The sequence below is a fragment of the Thioalkalivibrio sulfidiphilus HL-EbGr7 genome (assembly GCF_000021985.1).
GTDB lineage: Bacteria > Pseudomonadota > Gammaproteobacteria > Ectothiorhodospirales > Ectothiorhodospiraceae > Thioalkalivibrio_A > Thioalkalivibrio_A sulfidiphilus.
This window is the reverse complement of the sequence record NC_011901.1, coordinates 583190-607758: the sequence shown is the minus strand read 5'-3', so window position 1 is coordinate 607758 and position 24569 is coordinate 583190. Positions and strand designations below refer to the sequence as shown.

23 protein-coding genes are annotated in these 24569 nt (G+C 67.0%); 10 read left to right on the top strand and 13 right to left on the bottom strand.

Going from position 1 to position 24569, the window contains the following annotated elements:
* Window positions 1–57: 57 nt before the first annotated feature.
* Together TGR7_RS02855 and TGR7_RS02850 are read right to left on the bottom strand one after the other, a co-directional pair.
* Complete coding sequence (locus TGR7_RS02855) at window positions 58–1530, bottom strand: RimK family protein (RefSeq protein ID WP_012637160.1); 1473 nt, start codon at window positions 1528–1530, stop codon at window positions 58–60.
* Window positions 1531–1553: 23 nt separating this feature from the next.
* Window positions 1554–2660: a GNAT family N-acetyltransferase/peptidase C39 family protein gene (locus TGR7_RS02850; RefSeq protein ID WP_012637159.1), complete on the bottom strand. Its 1107-nt coding sequence runs from the start codon at window positions 2658–2660 to the stop codon at window positions 1554–1556.
* A 114-nt stretch (window positions 2661–2774) separates the two neighbouring features.
* Between TGR7_RS02850 and argE the strand changes: the two genes are divergently transcribed.
* Both argE and argA read left to right on the top strand, forming a co-directional pair.
* Window positions 2775–3935 carry an acetylornithine deacetylase gene (gene argE, locus TGR7_RS02845; protein ID WP_012637158.1) on the top strand — a complete coding sequence of 387 codons (1161 nt, stop codon included), beginning with the start codon at window positions 2775–2777 and terminating at the stop codon, window positions 3933–3935.
* 60 nt (window positions 3936–3995) lie between these two features.
* Complete coding sequence (argA, locus tag TGR7_RS02840; protein WP_012637157.1) at window positions 3996–5339, top strand: amino-acid N-acetyltransferase; 1344 nt, start codon at window positions 3996–3998, stop codon at window positions 5337–5339.
* A 291-nt stretch (window positions 5340–5630) separates the two neighbouring features.
* Here argA and dksA read toward each other — a convergent pair whose 3' ends face one another.
* Window positions 5631–6035, bottom strand: coding sequence for an RNA polymerase-binding protein DksA (dksA, locus tag TGR7_RS02835; protein ID WP_012637156.1), 405 nt, complete (start codon window positions 6033–6035; stop codon window positions 5631–5633).
* Window positions 6036–6210: 175 nt separating this feature from the next.
* On the opposite strand from dksA, the gene cpdA reads away from it, so the two are divergent.
* Window positions 6211–7011 carry a 3',5'-cyclic-AMP phosphodiesterase gene (cpdA, locus tag TGR7_RS02830; RefSeq protein WP_012637155.1) on the top strand — a complete coding sequence of 267 codons (801 nt, stop codon included), beginning with the start codon at window positions 6211–6213 and terminating at the stop codon, window positions 7009–7011.
* Window positions 7012–7147: 136 nt separating this feature from the next.
* Here the strand turns inward: cpdA and TGR7_RS02825 are convergent, their stop codons facing one another.
* The 3 genes from TGR7_RS02825 to glgX form a co-directional block, all read right to left on the bottom strand.
* Window positions 7148–7990, bottom strand: a complete 843-nt coding sequence (locus TGR7_RS02825) for a mechanosensitive ion channel family protein (RefSeq protein ID WP_012637154.1) — start codon at window positions 7988–7990, stop codon at window positions 7148–7150.
* Between the two features lie 121 nt (window positions 7991–8111).
* Window positions 8112–8912, bottom strand: coding sequence for a hypothetical protein (locus TGR7_RS02820; RefSeq protein WP_012637153.1), 801 nt, complete (start codon window positions 8910–8912; stop codon window positions 8112–8114).
* A gap of 376 nt (window positions 8913–9288) precedes the next feature.
* Window positions 9289–11457 (bottom strand): glycogen debranching protein GlgX, encoded by a 2169-nt coding sequence (gene glgX, locus TGR7_RS02815; RefSeq protein WP_012637152.1) that lies wholly within the window; start codon window positions 11455–11457, stop codon window positions 9289–9291.
* Between the two features lie 242 nt (window positions 11458–11699).
* Between glgX and TGR7_RS02810 the strand changes: the two genes are divergently transcribed.
* Both TGR7_RS02810 and murU read left to right on the top strand, forming a co-directional pair.
* Complete coding sequence (locus tag TGR7_RS02810; RefSeq protein WP_245523020.1) at window positions 11700–12725, top strand: aminoglycoside phosphotransferase family protein; 1026 nt, start codon at window positions 11700–11702, stop codon at window positions 12723–12725.
* Between the two features lie 3 nt (window positions 12726–12728).
* Window positions 12729–13397 (top strand): N-acetylmuramate alpha-1-phosphate uridylyltransferase MurU, encoded by a 669-nt coding sequence (murU, locus tag TGR7_RS02805; RefSeq protein ID WP_012637150.1) that lies wholly within the window; start codon window positions 12729–12731, stop codon window positions 13395–13397.
* 122 nt (window positions 13398–13519) lie between these two features.
* On the opposite strand, the gene TGR7_RS02800 is transcribed toward murU, so the two are convergent.
* The 3 genes from TGR7_RS02800 to TGR7_RS02790 form a co-directional block, all read right to left on the bottom strand.
* Window positions 13520–13963 carry a DsrE family protein gene (locus tag TGR7_RS02800; protein WP_012637149.1) on the bottom strand — a complete coding sequence of 148 codons (444 nt, stop codon included), beginning with the start codon at window positions 13961–13963 and terminating at the stop codon, window positions 13520–13522.
* A gap of 77 nt (window positions 13964–14040) precedes the next feature.
* Entirely contained in the window at window positions 14041–14781 is a 741-nt protein-coding gene (locus tag TGR7_RS02795) for a hypothetical protein (protein WP_012637148.1), read from the bottom strand.
* Window positions 14768–15331, bottom strand: a complete 564-nt coding sequence (locus tag TGR7_RS02790) for an RNA polymerase sigma factor (protein ID WP_012637147.1) — start codon at window positions 15329–15331, stop codon at window positions 14768–14770. The genes TGR7_RS02795 and TGR7_RS02790 overlap by 14 nt, the downstream gene beginning before the upstream one ends.
* Window positions 15332–15433: 102 nt before the next feature.
* On the opposite strand from TGR7_RS02790, the gene TGR7_RS02785 reads away from it, so the two are divergent.
* Genes TGR7_RS02785 through TGR7_RS02775 form a run of 3 tightly spaced genes read left to right on the top strand, consistent with a single transcriptional unit; the run spans window position 15434 to window position 18416 of the window.
* Entirely contained in the window at window positions 15434–15895 is a 462-nt protein-coding gene (locus TGR7_RS02785; protein ID WP_012637146.1) for a hypothetical protein, read from the top strand.
* Between the two features lie 41 nt (window positions 15896–15936).
* Window positions 15937–17400, top strand: coding sequence for a glutamate-cysteine ligase family protein (locus tag TGR7_RS02780; RefSeq protein ID WP_012637145.1), 1464 nt, complete (start codon window positions 15937–15939; stop codon window positions 17398–17400).
* Window positions 17394–18416 carry a M14 family metallopeptidase gene (locus TGR7_RS02775; RefSeq protein ID WP_012637144.1) on the top strand — a complete coding sequence of 341 codons (1023 nt, stop codon included), beginning with the start codon at window positions 17394–17396 and terminating at the stop codon, window positions 18414–18416. The genes TGR7_RS02780 and TGR7_RS02775 overlap by 7 nt, the downstream gene beginning before the upstream one ends.
* 128 nt (window positions 18417–18544) lie before the next feature.
* On the opposite strand, the gene TGR7_RS02770 is transcribed toward TGR7_RS02775, so the two are convergent.
* Window positions 18545–19168, bottom strand: a complete 624-nt coding sequence (locus tag TGR7_RS02770; RefSeq protein WP_012637143.1) for a hypothetical protein — start codon at window positions 19166–19168, stop codon at window positions 18545–18547.
* Window positions 19169–19221: 53 nt separating this feature from the next.
* Between TGR7_RS02770 and TGR7_RS02765 the strand changes: the two genes are divergently transcribed.
* Window positions 19222–20655 (top strand): HDOD domain-containing protein, encoded by a 1434-nt coding sequence (locus TGR7_RS02765; RefSeq protein ID WP_012637142.1) that lies wholly within the window; start codon window positions 19222–19224, stop codon window positions 20653–20655.
* 124 nt (window positions 20656–20779) lie between these two features.
* Here TGR7_RS02765 and TGR7_RS02760 read toward each other — a convergent pair whose 3' ends face one another.
* The 3 genes from TGR7_RS02760 to TGR7_RS02750 form a co-directional block, all read right to left on the bottom strand.
* On the bottom strand, window positions 20780–21859 hold the full coding sequence (locus TGR7_RS02760; RefSeq protein WP_012637141.1) for a PA0069 family radical SAM protein: 1080 nt from the start codon (window positions 21857–21859) through the stop codon (window positions 20780–20782).
* Window positions 21856–22707, bottom strand: a complete 852-nt coding sequence (locus TGR7_RS02755; RefSeq protein ID WP_012637140.1) for an isoaspartyl peptidase/L-asparaginase family protein — start codon at window positions 22705–22707, stop codon at window positions 21856–21858. The genes TGR7_RS02760 and TGR7_RS02755 overlap by 4 nt, the downstream gene beginning before the upstream one ends.
* Window positions 22708–22926: 219 nt before the next feature.
* On the bottom strand, window positions 22927–23130 hold the full coding sequence (locus TGR7_RS02750; RefSeq protein WP_012637138.1) for a hypothetical protein: 204 nt from the start codon (window positions 23128–23130) through the stop codon (window positions 22927–22929).
* 300 nt (window positions 23131–23430) lie between these two features.
* Between TGR7_RS02750 and TGR7_RS02745 the strand changes: the two genes are divergently transcribed.
* Complete coding sequence (locus TGR7_RS02745; protein ID WP_012637137.1) at window positions 23431–24486, top strand: FAD:protein FMN transferase; 1056 nt, start codon at window positions 23431–23433, stop codon at window positions 24484–24486.
* Window positions 24487–24569 lie beyond the last annotated feature (83 nt).

Below are 24569 nucleotides of genomic sequence, written 5' to 3'. Positions count from 1 at the left end.
GGAAAACCCAACGCAAAGACGCGCGTCTTTCGTTGAACGCTTTTCAACCTGTCCAATTCACCGCTTGCGCTTACGATCCAAACGGCGCACGAAGTCTTCCAGGATGCGCTTGTAGAGTTCGTCCTTGAGCACCGCATCCTCCACGCCCGCGTCCAGGTTGGGGTTGTCGTTGACCTCGATCACCACCACGCCCTTCTGGGTCTGTTTCAGATCCACGCCGTAGAGACCGTCGCCGATCAGGTTGGCGGCGCGCAGGGCGGTCTTGACCACCTCGGGCGGGGCATCCTCCACGGCCAGGGTGCGGAATCCGCCATGGCGGGGATTGCCCTTGGCCTGGTGGTTGACGATCTGCCAGTGCTTGCGGGACATGAAGTACTGGCATACGTAGATGGGCTGCTTGTTCATGATCCCCACCCGCCAGTCGAATTCCGTGTAGGCAAATTCCTGGGCCAGGATCAGGTCGGAATCCTTGAACAGGTTCTTGCCGATGCTTTCCAGCTCCTGGCGGTTGTCCGCCTTGAACACGCCCCGGGAAAACGAGCCGTCGGGGATCTTCAGCACCACCGGAAAGCCGATGCTCTCTTCGGCGGCCAGCAGGTTGTCCTTGCTCAGGATCAGGGTGCGCGGCGTGGCCACCTTGTGGGCGGCCAGCAACTCGGCCAGGTACACCTTATTGGTGCACTTGAGGATGGAGTCCGGGTCATCGATCACCACCATGCCCTCGCTGTCGGCCTTGCGGGCGAAGCGGTAGGTGTAGTGGTCGATGCGGGTGGTCTCGCGGATGAACAGGGCGTCGTACTCCGCCAGGCGTGAAAAATCCTTGCGGTCGATGAGATCCACTTCCAGGCCCAGGGATCGCCCGACGCGCATGAAATTGTTCAGCGCCGAGCGATTGGAGGGGGGCAGGTCCTCGTCGGGGTTGTGCAGGATGGCCAGGTCGTATTTATAGGTACGCGACTCCCGGGGCTTGCGCCAGGGACGCTTGAGATAGGACTCCAGCGCGGCGAAGAAGTCCGTCTCCTGCTCCGGCGTCAGGGATTGCAGGGACAGGGGCTTCAAGGCGTCGATGCGCCACTGGCCCGAGAGCTTGAACTCCACCTTGAACAGCGGCGCGCGGAAGATGGAGAACAGCTGCTGGGCGATCTCCTGCATCTCCTTGGGCGCGCAATGCCCGAAGAACACGGTCATCTCGAAGGCGGTGGGCTGCAGACCTGCGCGCTTGCGCCCCAGCACCTTGGCCACCTTGCGGTCGATGTCCTCGGTGTCCAGGCTGTAGATGGCCTTGCGGGAGAGGTCCTGCAGGGTGCGTACCGTGGGTACCACCTTGTGGTTGCGCGCCTCGGCCAGCAGTGAGCAGTAGTAGCCCACGCTCAAATAACGGCTGCTGCGGCACAGGTTGATCACCCGCAGCTGCCGGCCGCCGGTCTCGGGGGCCTTGGTGAGGTAATCCCGGGCCAGCATCACCGGGTACTCGGGGAAGTGGGGTTTCCAGTCCCCGGGCTGCTCGATCAGAAGAACGTGGTCGGACATTGGCTGCTCTTTTCGGCCTCGCGTCAGGGCAGGGTATCGGTCTTGGGATAGATCACCAGCACGGCCTTGAGCCCGGCTTTGCCGTAGCGGGCCATGCGCTCGAAGTCGCGTTTGGGGATGGGCATGTTGATGGAGTCCATGGGCGTCTCGCCGGTCTCATAATCCACGAACGGGTCGTGCACGTATATGAAGTGTTCGTCAAAACCGGTCACCACAACCCAGTGGGGAAACTTCTCGCCGTAGATGCGGTAGGAGCTGATCAGCACCACCGGCACGCCGCCGGCGTCGAAGCGGGCGCGCAGGTCGTCCACGCTGAGCGAGCCGTAGTGCACCGGGATGCCCAGGGTCTGGATCTCGTCCAGCATGTCCTCCTGGACCAGGCGCATGACCTCCTTCTTCTCCTCGCTGCGCACCGAGTCCACCAGGGGCATGCGCTCGTCGTTGATCACCAGCTCCACGCCGAAGCCCCGGTGCGCCGCCGACAGCGCCAGGCCGTAGGGGCCGCAGCCGCCATGGCCGGCGGTCATGAAGATGGTGGTGGCCTCGCGCCAGATGCGCAGCTCCAGCTTGCGATCCAGGTCCAGGTTCGGGTCCAGGGCCTTCATGGCCATCATCACCGAGGACGGGCCGCAGGTGAAATCGAGGGTCTGCTCGTAGTAGGGCACCCGCACCAGGTCGGGGCTCAGATGGGGCGCCAGGGACTTCTCGTAGCGCCAGGCGTCCATGTGGTCTTCGTAGTAGTCACCGTACTCGCCGAAAGGTTCATAGCCAAGGCGGGTGAACAGGGCGATGGAGGCGGCGTTGTCCTTGCGGATCTCCAGGCGCAGGTAGGCGCAGTCCCGGTCCCGGGCCTCGGCCTCGGCCGCCTCCACCAGGGCCTGGCCGATGCCCTGCCCCCGGGTGCTCTCGTCCACGGCGATGGAATACAGCCGCGCCATGGAGGTGCCCCGGCTGAACAGCAGCAGCACGTAGCCGTTGATCACCCCATCCTGCTCGTTGACCAGCACGTGGGCATTGGCCTTGGTGAGCATATAGCGGAACTGGCGACGGGACAGGCGATCGGTCTGGAAACAGCGCTGTTCCAGGTCGACCAGGGCGGGGATGTCGGTGACTTCGGCGGGGCGGATCATTCAGCAAGTCTCTAGAGACAAGAGGCAAGATACAAGAGGCAAGATTCGCACGATTACACGGCTGGTTTTCTCTTGTATCTTGTATCTTGCCTCTTGTCTCTCGGCCACACCACCATGAAACAACTCCCCAGCCTCACCCACATGCTCACCCGGCTCATCGCGCAACCGTCGGTGAGCAGCGTCTCCCCGGAATTCGACATGGGCAACCGGGCGCTCATCGACGAGCTGGCCGGCTGGTGCGAGGCGGCGGGCTTCGCCGTGGAGATCACCCCCATCGAGGGCCACCCGGACAAGGCCAACCTGGTGGCCACCCTGGGCCGTGGACCCGGCGGGCTGGTGCTGGCCGGGCACACGGACACCGTGCCCTGCGACCCCGGCCTATGGCGCCAGGATCCCTTCAGGCTTACGGAGCGGGACGGGCGCCTCTACGGCCTGGGCACCTCGGACATGAAGAGTTTCCTGGCCCTGGCCCTGGAGGCGGCCCGGGGTCTTGAAGCCGATCAGTTCCACCAGCCCCTGGTGATCCTCGCCACCGCGGACGAGGAAAGCTCCATGGCCGGCGCCAAGGCCATCCGCGCCGCCGGCCGCCCCCTGGGACGCCACGCCATCATCGGCGAGCCCACGGGCATGCGCCCGGTGCGCATGCACAAGGGTATCATCATGGAGGCGGTGCGCATCACCGGGCGTTCCGGCCATTCCAGCGACCCGCGCCTCGGCAACAACGCCCTGGAAGGCATGCACAAGGCCATCGCCGAGATCCTCGCCTGGCGCCACGAACTGCAGCAGCGCTACAGCAACCCCCTGTTCAAGGTGGCCACGCCGACGCTCAACCTGGGCCACATCCACGGCGGCGACAACCCCAACCGCATCTGCGGCCACTGCGAACTGCACATCGACCTGCGCCCCCTGCCGGGCATGGACCTGGACGAACTGCGCGAGACCATGGAGACCCGCCTCGCACGCACCCTGGCCGACACCGGCCTGGGGCTCGAGGTGTTCCGCCTGTTCGACGGCACACCGGCCATGGAGACACCGGCGGATGCGCCCATCGTGCGCGCCGCGGAGATGCTCACCGGCCACCCCGCCGAGGCGGTGGCCTTCGGCACCGAAGGGCCCTACCTGCGCGACCTGGACATGGACGTGGTGGTGCTCGGCCCCGGCGACATCGAGCAGGCCCATCAGCCCGACGAATACCTGGCCCTGGACCGCATCCCGCCGACCCTGGACATGCTGCGCTCGCTGATCACCAGCTTCTGTCTCAAGCCCGCACGCTGACGTTACGTGCAGGCTTCCGGTATGCTCGACCACTGAGACAGGCACCCGGGTAATCCCTTGATGAAGAAGAACAACCGGCCCGAACTTTCCCAGATCAACTGGTTTCGCAACGCCGCCCCCTACATCAACGCCCACCGGGGGCGCACCTTCGTCATCGCCTTCGGCGGCGAGGCGGTGCAGGACGCGAGCTTTCCCCAGCTGATCCACGACATCGCCATGCTGCACAGCCTGGGCGTGCGCCTGGTCCTGGTGCACGGCGCGCGCCCGCAGATCGAGCAGCGCCTGCGCGCCCGAGGCCTGGAGTTTCGCTACGAGCATGGCCTGCGGGTCACCGACGGCGACGCCCTGGCCGTGGTCAAGGAAGCGGCCGGCTGCCTGCGGGTGGAGATCGAGGCCCTGCTTTCCATGGGGCTGTCCAACACCCCCATGAGCGGCGCGCGCATCCGCGTGGCCTCGGGCAACCACGTCATCGCCAAACCCCTGGGCGTGCGCGACGGGGTGGACTACCAGCACACCGGGGAGGTGCGTCGCATCGATGCCGAGGGCATCCGCCGGCACCTGGAGTCGGGGGAACTGGCCCTGCTCTCGCCGCTGGGTTACTCGCCCACCGGCGAGGTGTTCAACCTGAGCGCCGAGGACGTGGCCACCGCCACCGCCATCGCGCTCAAGGCGGACAAGCTCATCTTCCTCACCGAGACCCAGACCCTGCGCGACGGCCGCCGCCGGCCGGTGACCCAGCTCACCGCCGCCCAGGCCCAGGACTGGCTGGACAGGCGCCGCACCCTGGCGCCGGAGACCGCCCAGCACTTGAAGAGCGCCATCCACGCCTGCCGCCAGGCGGTGGAGCGGGTGCACCTGGTGGACCGTGCCCTGGACGGCGCCCTGCTGCTGGAGCTCTATACCCGGGACGGCGTGGGCACCCTGATCACCGGCGAGACCTACGAACGCCTGCGCCGGGCCACCATCGACGACGTGGGCGGCATCCTGGAACTGATCCAGCCCCTGGAGGCCGAGGGCATCCTGGTGCGCCGCTCGCGGGAACAGCTGGAACTGGAGATCGACCGTTTCTGCGTCATCGAGCGCGACGGCGTGGTGCTGGGCTGCGCGGCCCTGTACCCCTTCCCCGAGGAAGCGGTGGGGGAACTGGCCTGCGTGGCCATCCACCCGCAGTATCGAGCCGCGGGACGGGGAGATCGTCTGCTGGAGTTCGTGGAATCGGAGGCGAAAGCCCTGGGCATCGGTCGGCTGTTCGTGCTCACCACCCGCACTGCCCACTGGTTCCGGGAGCGCGGCTTCGAGCCGGGCGACATCAAGGCCCTGCCCCTGCGCAGACGGGAGCTTTACAACTATCAGCGCAATTCGAAGATCTTTATCAAGGCGATAGGGGTGAAGCGGAAGGCGTGAGGCGACATGATTGTTTCCACAATGTCCTCACACTTTGCTGACGCAATAAACCCAAGTCTATTGGCCACAGAGGTCAGAGAGGCCACAGAGACAAATCAAGGCATGAATATGTAGGTCGGGCTTCAGCCCGACAGCGGTGCAAGACGAAGCATTGGCTGTCGGGCTGAAGCCCGACCTACGCGAAGAAGACCCGAATCGCTTGTTCTCTGTGACCTCTGTGTCCTCTGTGGCTAACCGCTTTTCGCCGTCAGCCTCACACCTACCCCCCTCAACCCTCTCACCTGACCGCGCCTACCGCCGCTCGTCCCGCTCGTGGCGCTCCTGGGCCTCGACGGTGAGGGTGGCGATGGGGCGGGCCTCCAGGCGCGGCAGGCCGATGGGCTCGCCGGTCTCCTCGCAATAGCCGTAACTGCCATCATCGATGCGCCGCAGGGCGGCGTCGATCTTGCCGATCAGCTTGCGGTAGCGGTCGCGGGTGCGCAGTTCCAGGCTCGCGTCGCTCTCCCGGCTGGCCCGGTCGTTGGGATCGGGCTCGCGCCATTCCTCGTTGCGCAGGTTGCGGATGGTCTCCTCGGACTCGTCGAGCAGTTCATCCCGCCACTGCAACAGCTTGCGCCGGAAATAGGCCAGCTGCATCGGGCTCATGTAGGGCTCGGACTCGGAGGGTCGATAACCCTCGGGAAGATCTTCTTGCATGGGGGCCGGGCCTCCCTGGGAGGGGCCGGTTCAGCGGCCCAAAGGAGACAGTATAGGCAGGTTCCGCCGCGCATCACAGGCCCGTGAACAGGCAGCCGCCCGGGCCTGTCATTGCAGTGCAGGCCTGCATCCGTATACTGTCGCGCCATTTCATCCAGACCGGTCAGGACAGACCATGAGCCGATCCCGCCCCCTCACCGTGGTGCAGATCACCGACCCGCACCTGGGCGCGCCCTCCGAAGGCATGTACGGGGTGACCATCGACACCGGCGCCACCCTGGCCCGGGTGCTCGCGGACATCCGTGCCCGCTGCCCCCAGGCGGACCTCATGCTCGCCACCGGCGATCTGGCCGAACGTCCCGTGCCCGCCACCTATGCACAACTGCGCAAGGCGCTCTCCGGCCTGCCCATGCCCGTGCACTGCCTGCCGGGCAACCACGACGAACCCCAGGTCATGGAAGAGGCACTCGCGGATGCGCCGGGCATCGACTGTGCCCGGGTGATCACCCGGGAAGACTGGGTCGTGGTGATGCTGGACAGCACCATCCCGGGCCATGCCGGGGGCGCCCTGGATGCCGACGAACTGGAATTCCTGGAAGAGACCCTGTCCCGCCATCCGGCCCGCAATGCACTGATCTGCCTGCATCACCCGGTGGTGGCCGTAGGCAGCCGGTGGATGGATCGCATGAAGCTGGCCGATGCCGGGGCCCTGTTCCAGATCACCGACCGCCACACCCAGGTGCGCGGCCTGCTGTTCGGTCACATCCACCAGGACTTCGAGGCCGTGCGCAAGGGCGTGCGGCTGATCGGCACCCCCTCCACCTGCCTGCAGTTCCTGCCGGAGAGCGACGACTTCGCCCTGGACGCCCTGCCCCCCGCCTGGCGGCACCTCACCCTGCACCCGGACGGCCGTATCGACACCCAGGTGATCTACGTGGACGAACCGTCCAGGGCGATGCACTCCGTATCGCGATGAAAGATCCAAAAGCGAACCGCAAAGGTCGCGAAGGCTCGCGCTAAGGTCGCAAGGGTTCTTTAGTTAAAAAGTGTTCCTTCGCGCTCTTTGCCCAGCCCTTTGCGCCCTTTGCGTTCCGGCTTTTGATCTTCAGCGATCATTCGCCGGATCCCGGCCCCACCATGCGCACCGGGAAGGGATCGGTGACGCTGCCGGTGTACAGCGTCATGTGCGGGAACGGGATCTCGATGCCCTCGGCGTCGAAGGCCTTCTTGATCTCGATCTGCATACTGTTGCGCAGGTCCAGGAAGTTCTCCCGCCTGGCCCACACCGAGAACTGGATGTTCAGGGACGAATCGCCAAAGCCGTTGAAGATAAACAGCGGTTTGGGTTCGTCCAGGCACACGGGATTCCTGTCCGCCACGTCCATGAGCACCTTGCGCACCCGCTCGATGTCCTCCTTGTAGGCCACCCCCACCTGCAGGTCGAAGCGGCGGATGGGGAAGCGGGTGAGCGTGGTCACCTCGCTCTTGATGAGGGTCTCATTGGGGATACGCACGAACAGGTTGTCGAAGGTGCGCAGCTTCACCGACAGCAGGTCCACGGACAGCACCTCGCCGGTGGTGTTGCCCACCTTGATCACGTCCCCGGCGCCGAAAGACCGCTCGCCGATCAGGAACAGACCGCTGATGAGATTGGAGGCCGAGGTCTGGGAAGCAAAACCGATGGCCACCGAGAGCACGCCCGCCGCACCCAGCAAAACCGCCAGGTTGAAGCCCAGTTCGCGCAGGGCCGAGGCCGCGAACAGGCCCAGGATGAGATAAAAGGCCAGGCGCCGGAAGATCATGGCATGGTGGGCCGTGAAGCGACGCAGCATGAGCCGCTGCACCAGGCGCGAGACCACCCGCGCCAGCGTGAAGCCCACCAGCAGGAACAGGATGGCGCGCAGGGCACCCATCACCTGATCGCTGGCCAGATAGTTCAGAATCGTGTCGATCATCAGTCGCTCCAAGGGAGCGATTCAAGATTCAAAATTCAAGATTCAAAGGGGAGACCAGCTGTTCTTGGCGCCTGCCGCAGCTTCAAGCTTTGAATTTTGAATCTTGAATCTTGAATCGCCGTTAACCAAACAGATCCGTAAATGCCCGCACCAGCCCGCCGCGCCCGGGCTCGGTGCGCGGCCCGCTCAGCCGCTCTGCCCGGGGCGCATGCACGGGCACGCCGGGTACCACCCGCAGGGCCGCCATGTCGCTGTCCGCCGAACGGGTCAGATGCACCTCCTCGGTCCACAGGCCCTTGTCGGCGTCGCCGTAGACCGACAGCAAGGGCACCGGCAGGTTGAGCTTCTCGATGGGCAGGAGGGTGCTGGCCTCATTGCGCACCTTCACCGGCGTGACCGCCCGGTGCGGACGACGCGGGACCTGCTCCAGGTGATTGCGCGCATGGGTGCGCGCCGCGTAGCACAACTCTCCCTCCCGGGTGGAGGGGCCGAACCAGGTGTCGGAGAGCTGTGACACGGGTATCTCACGCAGACTGCGTGCCGGTTCGCCAAGATCCAGGGCGATCCACACGGGTGAGCTCAGGTAGAGAATGGCCTCCTCGCCCGGGGGCACAAACACCGACTGGCGCGCGCGGATCACCACGGACCGGTCGGCGAGCATGGGACGCAACCGCAGGTGCGCGGGACTGCTGCCGAACACGAAGCGCTCGGCGCCTTCCTCGCCAGGCATGTTGGTGAGCCTCTCCACCAGCGCCTCTGAGGGCTGTGTCTCGTCGGCCGGCACGCGTGTGGTCCAGAGACGCCAGGAGTTGCGGCTGCGGAACAGCTGCAGCGTCAGGGGTCCGATGACATAGCGCAGGCCCTCCCCCACCGGCACCTCGCGGCGATCCCACCAGACCTCGGATTGCGACTTGTCGTTCACACCCTCTCCTCTTCAATTCCCTGCATCCGGCACCTCACCACTAGTGTCCTGAGTCAGAGATTCGTTGCATTTCAGAGCCCCGCACAAGACCCAAGGCAAGGCGCGGGCCGCAGGCAATGGCAAGCCCTTGGCAAGGACCGCACCCATCTGTCGGGAGCAGATGGGGACGGCCGCAGGCCGGCCCGAAGGGCGGACTCCATGGATGGAGTCCGCAACGCCGCATTGGGTCTTGTGCGGGGCTCCCTGCGGGCGGGCCTGTACGGGCGCTCGGCCGCGTTGCTCTCGCTCGAATGGGCCTGCCCGTCCTTCGCTCGTGCGCCTTGCCGTGCATCCCGTACAGGCCCGCTGAAATGTAACGAATCTCTGACTCAGGACACTAGATCAGACCGTCGCAGTCCTGCGCCGGCCTGACCGGTCGGCTGGTGTTGATCAGCAGCACCACCGAACGCCCCTGCAGGGGATAGTACTCGTGACTGTGAAAATTGCGCCTGTCCGCGCGTTCCCCGTCCTCGAAATGGGTGTCCACCAGCACCGCCCAGCGGGTACGGGCTGGCTCGGCCGGGAGACGGAAGTCGATGGGCGCGTGATGGGCGTTGAACAGCAGGATCAGGTCCGAATCCTGGATCCTGCGCCCGTACTCGTCGTATTCCTCGAAGGCATCACCGGCCACGAACATGCCCAGCACCCGGCCGAAGGGCTGATGCCAGTCCACGTCGGTCATTTCCTCGCCATCGGGACGCAGCCAGGTGAGATCCTTCACGTGCCCGCCATTGACGTGGTGCCCCCGGAAGAACTGGCGACGGCGCAGGGCCGGGTGCTCGCGGCGCAGGCGGATGAGCCGGCGCACGAAGCCGAGCTGCGTCCTGCGATCGCTGTCCAGTTCCCAGTCCAGCCAGCTCAGCGGGTTGTCCTGGCAATAGGCGTTGTTGTTGCCCTGCTGGGTGCGCCCGCGTTCGTCGCCCGCCGTGAGCATGGGAATCCCCTGGGACAGGAACAGGGTGGCCAGCAGGTTGCGCTTCTGACGCGCGCGCAGGGCGCGGATGTGGCCGTTGGTCGTGGGGCCTTCCTCGCCGCAGTTCCAGGACAGGTTGTGAGCCTCGCCGTCGCGGTTGCCCTCGCCGTTGGCCTCGTTGTGCTTGTGGTTGTAGCTGACCAGGTCCTCGAGGGTGAAGCCGTCGTGACAGGTGATGAAATTGATACTGGCGTAGGGACGGCGTCCGCTGGATTCGTAGAGATCTGAGGACCCGGTCAACCGGTAGGCCATGTCCGCCATCATGGCCTCGTCGCCCTTCCAGTAGGCGCGCGCGGAATCCCGGTAGCGACCGTTCCACTCGGTCCAGCCCACCGGGAAATTGCCCACCTGGTAACCGCCCTCGCCCAGGTCCCAGGGTTCGGCGATGAGCTTCACCTGGGAGAGCACCGGGTCCTGGTGAATGATGTCGAAGAAGGCGCCCAGGCGGTCCACCGCGTGCAGTTCACGGGCGAGCGCCGAGGCGAGATCGAAGCGGAACCCGTCCACGTGCATCTCCTGCACCCAGTAGCGCAGGGAATCCATGATCAGCTGCAACACCCGCGGATGGCGCATGTTGAGCGTATTGCCGCAACCGGTGTAGTCCATGTAGAAACGCCGGTCCTCATTGACCAGGCGATAGTAGGCACTGTTGTCGATACCCCGGAAACAGAAGGTCGGCCCCAGCTGATTGCCCTCGGCGGTGTGGTTGTAGACCACGTCCAGGATCACCTCGATGCCGGCGCTGTGCAGGGTCTTGACCATGGTCTTGAATTCGTCGACCTCACCCGAGGCGCTGTAGCGCAGGTCCGGCGCGAAGTAGCCGATGGAGTTATAGCCCCAGTAGTTGCGCAGTCCCTGGGCCACCAGGTTGCGATCATCGACGAAGGCATGCACGGGCATCAGCTCCACCGCGGTCACGCCCAGACGCTTGAGATAGCTGATCACCGGCGCGGTGGCAAGACCCGCATAGGTGCCGCGCAGGGTCGGCGGCACCAGCTCGTTGAGCGCGGTGAACCCTTTGACATGCAGTTCATAGATCACGGTATCGTGCCAGGGCACCTTCGGATGGCGATCGTCGCCCCAGGTGAAGGCGGTGTCGATCACCTGGCAACGGGGCATGCCCGGCGCGGAATCGCGGCGGTCCATCTGCAGGTCTTCCCGGGGCGCGCCGATGCGATAACCGAACAGGGCATCGCTCCAGCGTACCTGGCCCACCAACTGCTTCGCGTAGGGATCCAGCAACAGCTTGTGATGGTTGAAGCGATGGCCCTGGGACGGATCGTAGGGGCCGTAGACGCGGTAACCGTAGAGCTGCCCCGGGCGGATCTCGGGCAGATAGGCATGAAACACCTGGTCGGTCTGCCAGCGCAGTTCGATGCGCTGCACCTCGCGCTTGCCCCGGGGATCGAACAGGCACAACTCCACCCGTTCCGCGTGTTCGGAAAACAGTGCAAAGTTCACGCCCTCGCCGTCCCAGGTGGCACCCAGGGGATAGGGACTGCCAGGCCAGACGGCCAACCCGGTCCGGCTCATGGGTGGGCCTCACGAAGACAGGTGATGGGTGGCGACACGGATGCTCCGGGATCGGTGCAGGATGGCCGACGCGTGTGATTCACTGTCCACGCGCAGGCCCGGGAATGATGAACTCAGAGTATAGAAGCCGGCTTCTCGACCTTGCAATCTTGGGCGGCTGCACAGGACACACAGGCGACAGCGGCACGGGAATGCTGCACAATTTCGGATCACCCGTCTCTTCCCAGGCCCTCACACACCCCATGACCGACACCACGGACACGGATCCGCGACGCGACGCCCTCAACGCCTGGCTCTCCGGCGTGCTCGGTCCCGGCGTGCGAGCAACCCGGCCCCTGTCCGCCGATGCGAGCTTCCGTCGCTACTTCCGCGTGGGCGACGGCAGGCACAGCTGGATCGTCATGGACGCGCCGCCGGAACGGGAGCACCCCGCCGCCTTCGTGCACATCGCCGGCTGTCTCGAGCAGCTGGGCCTGAGCGTGCCCCGAGTGCTCGGCGCCGACACCGGTGCCGGCTTCCTGCTGCTGGAGGACCTGGGGGATCGCACCTTCACCCGGGCACTGTCCGCCGGCGACGACGAAGCCGCCCTCTACTCCCTCGCCACGGATACCCTGGCGGCCCTGCACACCCGCTGGTGGGCCGATCACACCCTGGAACCGCCACCGGTGTACGGCGAAGAGGAACTGCTGCGCGAGACACGCCTCCTGATCGAGTGGTACTGGCCCGAGGTGTTCGGCACCGCCTGCCCCGAGGATGTCAGTCGCGCCTTCGAAGACGCCTGGCGCGTGGTGCTACCCGCAGCCACCCGGACCCTGTTGCCGGTGCTGGTGCTGCGCGACTTCCACGTGGACAACCTGATGGTCCTGAAGGGCCGCGAAGGCGTCGCCGCCTGCGGCCTGCTGGATTTCCAGGATGCCCTGCTGGGATCGCCGGCCTACGACCTGGTCTCCCTGCTGCGCGATGCGCGCCGCGATGTGCCCGCCGAGCTGGCCTGCCGGATGCTCGATCGCTATCTGTCGGCCCACCCTGAGCTGGATCGCGCAGAGTTTGAATCCGCGTACTGGGTGCTGGGCGCCCAGCGCACTACCAAGATCATCGGCATCTTCACCCGTCTCTGGCGCCGTGATGCCAAGCCCGTCTACCTCCGCCACCTGCCCCGCCTCTGGCGCCTGCTGGAAGAGGAGCTGGCGCAGCCGGCCCTGGCGCCGGTGCGCGCCTGGTTCGAGCAATACCTGCCTGCCGCACAACGGCGCGAACTGCGAGGCTGAGACATGCGCGCCATGATCCTGGCCGCAGGCCGCGGCGAACGCATGCGCCCGCTCACCGATCACACCCCCAAGCCCCTGCTCATGGCGGGTGGCCGGACGCTCATCGAGCACCACCTGCTGCGCCTGGCGCAGGCGGGCTACCAGGACATCGTCATCAACCTGGCGCACCTGGGCGAGCAGATCCAGACGCACCTGGGTGACGGCGCACGCTTCGGGCTGCGCATCCGCTACTCGCCGGAAGGCGAGGCCCTGGAGACCGGCGGCGGCATTCGCCGCGCACTGCCGCTGCTGGGCGATAAGACCTTCCTGGTGATCAACGGCGATGTCTGGTGCGATCATCCCCTGACACCTCCGCCCCTGGCCGAGCACGACCTCGCCCACCTGGTGCTGGTGGACAACCCGGGACATCACCCGAACGGCGACTTCGCACTGGCGCATGGACGGGTGCACAGCGAGGGGGCAGACAGACTCACCTTCAGCGGCATCGGCTGGTACCGGCCTGAACTGTTCGCAGACCATGCCGAGGGACGCTTTCCCCTGGCGCCCCTGCTGCGCGCCGCCATGGCAGAGGACCGCGTGAGCGGCGAACACCATCACGGCCGCTGGCTGGACGTGGGCACACCGGAAAGACTCGCGCAGCTCGATGCCTGGCTCGTTGCTGGAGAAGAGTAAGGCGTGAAGGCATAGACGCTACGCCTTACGCCTTACGCCTCTCGCCCGCCCCCTCTCGCACAAAAAAAGCCCGGGACATGCCCGGGCTCAATCCTGTTACAGGAGGAATCCGCGATTCGCCATCAGGGCTTGATGTAGGTGTAACCCTGGGCCTGCAGGTAGGACAGGTGGGCCACGCCGCTGGGGATCACGTCGGCGGGCTTGGCGTCGTACAGGTCATTGGCCAGGTCCAGCTTGCGGCCGACGATGGTGTTGTTGCAGATCTGGAACTCCACGTTCTGCATCTTCAGGTTGTCCACGCCGGCGCGCAGGTCGGCATTTTCCTTGGCGTTGATCAGCAGGTTCAGGCCGGCACCGTGCATAACCACCTTGATCTCCATGTTGTCGGCGCCCACGGCGTTGATGTGGTTCTGGATGTTGCGCATGGCCAGCTGGTTCTGCTGGGGATCACCGCCGTTGATGTGGTAGACCACCTTCTGCTTGCCGTAATCCACGGCCAGGGCGGTGCCGGGCAGGACCATCATCAGGGCGGCCAGGGCCATCAGGGATACAAGAATCTTTTTCATGACTGCTCCACTCCTTCACTCGATCTAATGGTTATGGTTGATGCTTACAGGGGCTACTGCCTTGCTGATTCCCGGGGTCAGACCTGGATATAGGCCCAGCCCTGGGACTGGCGACGGATCACCTCCGCCACGCCAGAATTGATTACCTGCGCCGCGGGCAGCAGGCGCACGTGGATGTTCTCTTCCCGCCTCAGACGCTCGATGGTGTTGAGGCAGGCGGTGAAACTCAATGCAGCGGGATAGCGCTGTGCGAGCATGCTCACCCGCTGCGGAAAGGGCGAGACGTCCTCGCGCAGCAGGGCCAGACCCTCGCCATGGGTCACCACCTGGATCTGCAGGGCCACACCCTGCTGCTCGGCGGCAGCCATGAGCAGTTCCACCTCGTCGAGCATGTTGGAGATGCGTTCCACGTCCGCCGTGTTCACGTGCAGCAGGATGCGGCTGGCCTCGCGTACTGTGCCGTGTAGGGGCTGGCTGAGGTCGGCCGCGCTGACACGCACGGTCTGCGGCGCGGGCTCCTGGAGGCTCAACCCCACGCCGGTGATGCCGGCCACCGAGAGCATCATCACCACCGCGGCGGCGGCAGGACCGAGCAATCCACCCCGTGCGCTGCGCCCCCGGGCGTGGCGCTGGGGCGGCGGGGGCACCCGCTCGTAGGCCAGGTTCACCATCTCCTTGAGCTGGCACAGATCGCAGATCTCCCGGCTCAGCTGCTCATCCGCGGAGATCTGCTTGAGGGTGGCCAGGCGCTCCTCGGGGCAGAATTCGCCGTCCACGAAGGCGTTGAGGATCTCTTCGCTGGGCTTATCCGTTTTCATGCTGGTTCCTTACGAGCTTGAGACTGGTTGCGGCGCCGGCCTTGCGTTCGTTGCGCAGCAGCTCGCGCTTGAGCTGCTGGCGGGCCCGGCTCAGGCGGCTCATGACCGTGCCGATGGGCAGTTCGAGGATCCCGGCCACCTCGCCATAGGAGAAGCCTTCCAGGTCCACCAGGGTGAGCACCTTGCGCTGGTCGTCGCTCAGGCCGCGCACCGCCTCGCGCACGCTCTTCACCGTGGCGGCACGTTCGGCGTTCATCTCCGGGCAGTCCTCGCAGGGCAGCTCCGCCTCGTACACGTCCACCGTGTCCTTCTGCCGGCGCAGCCAGTCCCGGTGGCAATTGGTCATGATGCGGAACAGCCAGGGTTTGAGCGCGTCCTCGTCCTGCAGGCTGCGCAGACGGGAGATGGCCTTGACCAGCGCCTCGTGCACCAGGTCATCGGCCCGCGCCGGGTCATGACACCAGGCATAGGCGGTCCGATATAATTGCGGCCTGAGATCCGCGATGCGGTTCTTCAGTCGCCTTTGCAGCAGCCAGTTGATGACGGCCATGGATGTTCCTGTGGATCGTTGCTGTAACTTAGGACGCCACAGCCTGAAGCCTTATTCCAGGTTTTTTTCGTACTGCCTCACAAAACGGAACCCGACCCTCCCATGGCCTTTGAACCCGAACAGATGCAACGCGCCTTCGCCTTCGACCCGGAGCAGGTCAGCGCCCTGCGCGCAGGCTGGGCCCGGCTCATGGAGGCCCTGGTGTGGAGCGACCTGCGCAGCAGCAAGCTGGGCGCCATGCCCCGGCTGCGCAAGCGCTTCCTGGAACTGGGCGAGAACCTGCGCTCCGTGGTCAGCGACCGGGCCTGGATCCCCCACCCCCGGGAGCGGGTCAAGGGCGCCATGGGTGCGTGTCTCAACCTGCGCGATGCCCTCAACCAGGTGGAACAGGGCACCCGGGGCCTGGAGGGCGGTGACGACTTTCAGGCCTTCGAGCAGGAACTGCTGGACTTCCGCCACCGTCTGCTGGTGTTCCTGGAACACCACGAGGCACTCTGGGGCGACATGCTGGAGGCCCAGTATGACGAGCCCCTGGACGATGACGACGAACAAGACGACGACTGAGACGATACAGACCACCGGGCCACGGGCCCATCGAGGCAGGCTTGGGCCAGGAAATCCAGAACACCCGTTTCAGCGATCAGGACTTCGCCCTTTTTCACCAGCGCCTGGCCGAGGAGACCCGCCTGGCCCGGGACCTGGAGGCCGCCGGACGCTTCGATGACGGCCACCCGGTGGCCGGCTTCGAGATCGAGGCCTGGCTGGTGGACGGGCACGACGAACCCGCCCCGGTGAACCAGGCCTTCCTGGAACGCTTCAAGCACCCCCTGGCGAGCCCGGAACTGGCCCGCTTCAACGTGGAGCTCAACACCAGCGCCCGGTCACTGACCGGCAGCGTGCTCTCGGACCTGCACCGGGAGATGGGCGAGACCTGGGCGAAGGCCAGGCTGACCGCCCGGGCCTGCGATGCCGAGCTGGTGCTCACCGGCATCCTGCCCACCCTGCGCCCGGAGCACCTGTGCCTGGCCAACATGTCGGACATGAACCGCTACCGGGCACTGAACGACCAGGTGGTGCGTTCCCGCCAGGGTCGTCCGCTGAAACTGGACATCGTGGGCCGTGAACACCTGCACCACGAACATCACGACGTGATGCTGGAGGCGGCCACCACCTCCTTTCAGATCCACCTGCAGACCCCCATCGCCGTGGCCCACAAGGTCTACAACGCCTCGATCCTGGCCAGCGCGCCCATGGTGGCCCTGTCCGCCAACGCCCCCTACCTGTTCGGCAAGGACCTCTGGGACGAGACCCGCATCCCGGTGTTCGAACAGGCGGTGGAGGTGGGCGGCTTCGAGGGCGCGTCCCGTGGCCCCCTGCGCCGGGTGAGCTTCGGTTCCGGCTTCGCCCGGGAGTCCATCCTGGAGTGCTTCGAGGAGAACCTGGCGCACTTCCCCGTGCTGCTGCCCATCCACTTCGACGAGCCCCCGTCCCGGTTCAGCCACCTGCGCCTGCACAACGGCACCATCTGGCGCTGGAACCGGCCCCTGATCGGCTTCGACGACCAGGGCCGCCCGCACATCCGTATCGAGCACCGGGTGGTGCCGGCGGGCCCGACCCTGGCCGACAGCGTGGCGAGCGCCGCCTTCTTCTACGGCCTGGTGGAGGAACTGGTGACCACCCCCGGCGGCGCGGAGGGTCTGATGGGCTTCTCCAAGGCCCGGGACAACTTCTACCAGGCGGCCCGCTTCGGGCTCGATGCCCACGTGGAATGGCCCGCCGGACGCAGCCGTCCGGTACGCACCCTGATCCTGGAGGAACTGCTGCCCATGGCCCAGCGGGGCCTCGAACGCCTGGGCCTGGACGCCGACGACAGCGACCGCTACCTGGACATCGTCCGCGCCCGGGTGGACAGCGGCCAGAATGGCGCCACCTGGGCGCGGCGCTTCGTGGCCACCCATGGCCCGGACTTCCACGCCCTGGTGCACGCCTACCTGGCCCTGCAGTGCACCGACACCCCGGTGCATCTCTGGCCGGTGCCACAGACAGCCACCGGGGAGACCCCATGCTGAAGGAACTGGACCACCTGCCCGAGGGATTCCTCGATGCCCGGCCCTCGGACCTGGAGGCCCTGCTGGGCGGCCCGACCCTGATCCACCTGCCAGGCCGGCGCCCCGAGCCCCTGTTCGTCTCCGTGCTGCTGCACGGCAACGAACCGGCCGGCCTGGAGGCGGTGCAGGCCCTGCTGCGGGACCCGCCTACCGGCGGCCTGCACCGGAGCCTGTCCCTGTTCGTGGGCAACGTGGCCGCCGCCCGCCACGGCCTGCGGCGCCTGGACGGCCAGCCGGACTACAATCGGGTCTGGCCCGGCGGCGAGGGCGACGACAGCCCGGAGCACCGGCTCATGGCGGCGGTCACCGAGCGCATGCGTGAACTGCGCCCCTTCGCCAGCGTGGACGTGCACAACAACACCGGCCTCAACCCCCACTACGCCTGCATCAATCGCCTGGACACCCCTTTCCTGCAACTGGCCACCCTGTTCGGACGCACCGTGGTCTACTTCGTGCGCCCCCGGGGCGTGCAGTCCATGGCCTTCGCCGAGCTGTGTCCCGCCGTGACCCTGGAATGCAGCAAGGCCGGCGATGCAAGAGGCGTGGAACACGCCCGGGAATACATCACCGCCTGCCTGCAGCTCTCGGAGATCCCCGCACACCCGGTGGCGCAGCACGACCTGGACCTGTTCCATACCGTGGCGGTGGTCAAGGTCCCCGAGACGGTGAGCTTCGCCTTCAGCCGCGGCGATGCGGACCTGTGCTTCGACCCGGACATCGACCACATGAACTTCCGGGAACTGCCCGCCGGCACCGCCCTGGGCAACGTGCGCCCCGGCGGCGGCATCGGGGTGGAGGCGCGTAGCGAGACCGGCGAGGAGGTCACCGCGACCTACTTCGGCATCCACCAGGACCGCCTGATCCTGCGCCGCCCGGTGATGCCCTCCATGCTCACCCTGGACGAGCGGGTGGTGAGGCAGGATTGTCTTTGTTACCTCATGGAGAGAATGAGCCTTGCGGCGGACTCAGCGACGTGAGGGACCGAGCGCCTGGTGAACAGTGGCAAGTCTCAAGTGGCTAGTGGCAAGGAAAACCACCCTCACCCCGGCCCTCCCCCATGAGGGGGAGGGAGAAAGGGGTCCTTGCCACTCGCCACTAGCCACTTCTACCTGCTCTCAACCCGCCATCCCGACCAGATCGGTCGGCGATTGACCCCCGCACCCAGTTCCACCAGCCAGTCGGCAATGATGGCGTTTGAGTTATGTCGCAACGTGTACTGGTGGGGATAGGGCACGAAGCTCAGCTCCACCTCCGGGGTTTCGCGTACTTCCGCCGACTCGAAATAGTCATCCAGCCGTCCGCGCAGGGCCGCCACCCGGGCCGCCTCCACGGACAGGCCGTGGATCGCCTGGATGGGCACCCGCACCTGGGCACGCACAGACGCCTCCGTGGCCGGGCCCGCCAGGTGGCGCCGGCCCAGGGCAGACCCGGTGGGCCAGAGCACGGCGGCGATGGCATGCCCCAGACCCGTCTCCCGCTCCGCGTAGTAGCGCCAATCCCCGTAGGCATAGCGGGTCATGGTGCCGTCGGGGGCAGGCAGCACCAGGCTGCTGGTGCGCCCATGGTCCAGCAGGAACACCGGCACCGGCTCTGCCGGCGACGACGGCGCGATCACCGTGGTGGTGCCGCAGCCGGCGAACCAGAGGACCAGGAAGATCACCAGGCTGTAGCGGGCGGGCGACGAACGACGGGCCGCCTGCCGGGAGGCCTCACGTATAATTCGTGTCATGCAAAACCCATTTGCAACGAAACATCATCACCCCAGGGACGGAATCTCGCACCATGCATGACCTGCAGGAATGGACCCGCCGTTTACGGGATCAGGACATGCCGGTCCTGGCCCTTACGGTACAACAAATCGCCCAGGCCTCGGAGCGGGATGACAGTTCCGCCGCCGAGATCTCGCGCATCATCCTGCAGGACTCCGCCCTCACCGCCCGGGTCCTGCGCCTGGCCAACAGCAACTTCTTCAACCCCGCCGGACACCCGGTGAGCACGGTCAGCCGCGCCGTGGTGGTACTGGGGCTGAACACCGTGCGTGCCCTGAGCGTCTCGGTGGCGATCATCAACACCCTCATGAACCCGCCCCGTGAGCGGGTCATGCAGGACATGGCCCGGGCCTTCCACGCCGCCGTGCAGGCGCGCAGCTTCGCCCAGGCCTGCCGGGTGCGGGACCCCGAGGAGGTCTACGTGGCGGCGCTGCTCTATCACCTGGGGCGCATGGCCTTCTGGTGCTTCGGCGGTGAAACGGCACAGCGCCTGGACGAGGCCCTGCAGGCCGACCACGGGCCACAGGCGCGCACGGAGATGAAGGTGCTGGGCTTTCGCCTGAGCCGGCTCACCGCCAACCTGAACCGGGAATGGCGCCTCTCGCCCCTGCTTGGCGATGCCCTGGAGGGCGCGGGGGATAACCGGGTGCACCACGTCAAGCGCGGCATCGCCCTGGCCGAGGCCACCGAACAGGGCTGGGACGACCCGGAGACCCTGCGCCTGCTCAAGCGCATGGCCGAGGAAGCGGGCGTGAGCCCGGAGGAGATGACCGAGCGGGCCCACGAGAACGCCCGCCTGGCCGCCGAGATCGCCGCCGATTACGGCGCCCCGGACCTGGCGAGGCTGATCCCCCGGCCCGGGGCTGCGGTCCGGGACCAGGGTCCGGAACAGACCGAGGCCGCCCCCGCCCCCTGGCCCGAACCCGACCCGGCCCTGGAACTGCGCATCCTGCGCGAGCTGGCCAGCACCCTGGAAGGCCAACCGGACGTGAACCTGATCTTCAACATGGTGCTGGAGGGCCTGCACCGGGGTGTGGGCCTGGACCGGGTGGTGCTGGCCCTGCTGGGGGCGGACCGCAAGCGACTGCAGACCCGGTATTGCCTGGGACCGGACACGGAACCCCTCAAGGCCGCCTTCGACCTGGACACGGGCGCCAGTCCCGGCGCCCTGCCGAGCAAGGTGCTCGGCTCCCCCCGGGCCCACTGGCTGCGGGACCTGGACGAGGCCCGCAGCCTGGGCATTCCGGGCGCGGTGCTGGGTCCGGTGATCGAGGCCGGCGGCTGCCTGGTGATGGCGCTCACCCTGCCGGGACGCCCCGTGGGCCTCATCTACGCCGACCGCCAGCCCAGCGGCCGGCCGCTCGACGCCGACACCTTCACCAGCTTCATGCACTTCTGCCAGCAGGCCAACCTGGGCCTCGCGCAGGTGTTCAGAACCGGTGCTTGAGCCACAGAGGCCACAGAGGTCACAGAGGTCACAGAGGTCACAGAGTAAAAAAGCGCGGAGCAGCCAAAGTATCCAAGCCGCGGCAGTCTCTGTGTCCTCTGTGGCAAACAGGTCTTTCGGACACTCAGAACAGATCCAGCTGCCCATCCTTCGTGGGCACACGGGGCGGCACGAACTGGGACAGATCCAGTTCCGGCATCCGGCCTGCAAGCCCCGCGCGGCGGCGCGCCAACCGGAAGCGCTGGCGCAGCAGTTCCGCGTAGGCGCCCTCGCCCACCATGCGCCGGCCGAAGCGGGCGTCGTAGAGCTGACCGCCACGGGTGTCCCTGATGCGTGACAGCACGTGCTTGGCCTTGAGCGGCACGTGGGTGCGCAGCCAGTCCTCGAACAGGTCCGCCACCTCCAGGGGCAGTCGCAGCAGCACGTAGCCCGCCGCCACCGCGCCGGCTTCGGCGGCCGCCGCCAGCAGGCCCTCCACCTCCCCGTCCGTGAGCACCGGAATGAGTGGCGCCATCAGCAGAGTGACGGGCACCCCCGCTTCGCTGAGATGACGCATGGTCTCCAGGCGCCGCTGGGGCGCCGCCGCCCGGGGCTCCAGGCGCCGGGCCAGTTCCCGGTCCAGGGTGGTGATGGACACCGCCACCTGGGCCAGCCCCGCCCGGGCCATGGGGGCGAGCAGGTCCAGGTCCCGTTCGATCAGCGCCGACTTGGTGACGATGGTCACCGGGTGACGGGCCTCGGCAAGCACTTCCAGCAGATCCCGGGTGATGCGCAGGCGCCGCTCCACCGGCTGGTAGGCATCGGTGTTGATGCCGAGCGCGATGGGGCTCGGCACGTGACCGGGCCGGGCCAGTTCCTCTCGCAACCGTTCGGCCGCGCCGGTCTTGGCGAACAGCTCGGTCTCGAAATCCAGGCCCGGGGAAAGGCCCATGTAGGCGTGACTGGGGCGAGCGAAGCAGTAGACGCAGCCATGCTCACAACCCCGGTAGGGATTGATGGACAGCTCGAAGGGCACGTCCGGGGAGTCGTTGCGGGAGATCACCCGCCGGGGGCGTTCCTCGGTCACCCGGGTGCGCAAGGGCGGGAGGGCCTCCTCCTGGTGCCAGCCGTCGTCCACCGGCTCGCTGCGAGTGGACTCGTACCGGGCGGCGGGACTGCGGGTCGCGCCCCGACCCCGATGGGCACCCTGACCCTTGGCGCTCACAGACCGCGACTCATCCGCCCCTCGCCCTCGATGCGGCAGAAGGCCATGTAGGGGGCGTTGTGGACCACGGCGCTGCGGCCCTGGTGGTCCAAAAGGATCAGGCCCGCCTCGGCGCCGGTGCGCTGGGCGAGCCACAGGAGTGCCTGGCGGGCCACGGCCTGGGGATCGGCATCGGCCCCGAGCCCGGACAGCACCCGCATGGCGAGCGCTGCGCGGATGATGGCCTCCCCCTGACCGGTGCAGGAGACCGCGCCGCGCTCGTCGGCGTAGGTGCCGCAGCCGATCAGGGCCGAATCCCCCACCCTGCCCGGCGGCTTGTCGAACAGACCGCCGGTGGAGGTGGCCGCCGCGAGACGCCCCTGGGCGTCCAGGGCCACGCAGCCCACGGTCTCGTGGGCCGCCTGCCAGCGGGCCTGCTGGCGGGGCGTGATCAGGGCGGCGGGCTCGACGGCTTCCAGGCCCTGTGCCCGGGCGAAGGCCTCGGCGGCGGGGCCCACCCGCAGCACCGTGCGACCCTCCTCCAGCACCCGCCGGGCGGCGGCCACGGGATTGCGCAGCGTGGTCACCGCCGCCACCGCCCCGGCACGCACCGTGGAGCCATCCATGATGGCCGCGTCCATCTCCACCCGTCCCTCGGCATTGAGCACCGAGCCGGAGCCGGCATTGAAACGGGGATCGTCCTCCAGGGCCATGACGGCAGCCTGGACCGCATCCAGGGCGCTGCCGCCGGCCCTGAGCACTGCCCAGCCCTCGCGGGCCGCCGCCTCGCAGCCCTCCAGGGCCCCGGCCCGGTCATCGGCTTCGGGATAGCGGCCCGCACCGCCGTGGACCAGCAGCACCGGGGACATCAGCGCCCCTCGGCGCGGGCACACAGGGCGTCGAACTCGCCCCGGGCCGCGGCCTCCGCCACCCGCGCCTCCACCAGTTGATCAATGAGCCTCATGCAAACCTCGGTACCTCAGGCCTCTGATTCCATGATCCATGATCCCGCCCGGCCCCACAACGACACACCCAGACGACAAAGGCCGGGAATCTTCCCGGCCTTCGTGCACTTCGTCCTTCTCAATTCAGCCTTCGACCTTCTCAAGCACCTGGCTGATCACATCACCCTTGCGGTAGTTGGGCAGCTGGCGCTGCATGTCCTCGTAGGCCCGGTCCCGGGCCTGGGCGGAGTCGTACCAGCGGAACTGCTCCCAGCCATCGCCCAGCAGGTGGGGCGCACGCATGGGATCGCCTTCGGGCAGGGTGACGCGGATACCGTAGCGTTTCATGGGGGCTTGTCTCCCGGATGGTTTCAACACAGCCGCCTATTATGCCCTGAACCACACCCGTCCCGGGGAGCTCTCTGCCCCCGCCGCCGATGAGTGTGTACAATCCACCGCTCGGACGGGATTCCGACAGGCGGTCCGTTTCGCCCTACCAGCGGCTGAACGGCAGCATTGGGCCGACACACGCCACCCAAGCCCGTGAACCGAATCACGGATGGCGGCCTGCTGTTCCGCCAAGATCCCTACAACAAATAACCATCAGGGCACACCCTGGCCACCGGCAAGCGGCGGTCAGGATCGGGCATGGCCAGGCGCAACGGCCACGCCAGGGACACCAAGGGCGCAATGGGACACCGGGGGATCTCACATCGACAGGCCTTCGCGGCCGGCCTTGCCGGGTCGCTTGCCTGTATTGCCCTGCTGGTCGCCCCCATCGCCCTCGCCGACTGGCACCGACAGGACGCCCAGATCATGGGCACCACGGTACTGGTGCAGGCCTGGCACAAGGATGCCGCCGTGGCCCGCGCCGGGATCGACGCGGTCATCCGGGACATGCATCGCATCGATGCCCTGATGAGCACCTACAAGGCTGACAGCGAACTCTCCCGCCTCAATGCCCAGGCCGCGCATCACCCCGTACGCGCCAGCGAGGAGCTGTTCTCGCTCATCTCCCGCGCCCTGGAGTTCTCGGAACTGAGCGGCGGCGCCTTCGACGTCACCTACGCCAGCGTCGGCTATCGCTACGACTACCGCCAGGGCATCCGCCCCGACGACCGGACCCGGGAAGCACTCCTGCCCGGCATCGACTTCCGCCACGTGATCCTCGACCGGGAGCAGGGCACCATCGCCTACCGGCGCGAGGGTGTGCGCATCGACCTGGGCGGCATCGCAAAGGGTTATGCGGTGGAACGCGGCGCCGCCATCCTGCGCAAACATGGCATCGAGCACGGACAGGTCGGCGCAGGCGGTGACACCCGTCTGCTGGGCGACCGGCGCGGCCGCCCCTGGGTCGTCGGCATACGCGACCCGCGCGACCGTGACCGCATGGTGGCGCAACTGCCCCTGGTGGACGAAGCCATCTCCACCTCCGGCGACTACGAGCGCTATTTCGAGGAAGACGGTCACCGCTACCACCACATCATCGACCCGGGCACCGGCACCTCAGCCCGCGGGGTACGCAGCGTGAGTGTCATCGGCCCTGACGCCACCCTCACGGACGCCCTGTCCACCGGGGTGTTCGTGCTGGGCGCGACGGACGGGCTCGAACTGATCAACCGGCTCCCGGACGTGGAGGCCGTGATCGTCGACGACGAGGGTCGGTTGTGGTTTTCATCCGGGCTGGACATGCAACAGCCCTGAGACATCGAAACGTGCCCGGGCCCCGATGGCCGGGACTGGCAGGGAATGAGGGGGTAGGGCAATGAAACGGATTCTGGCACTTG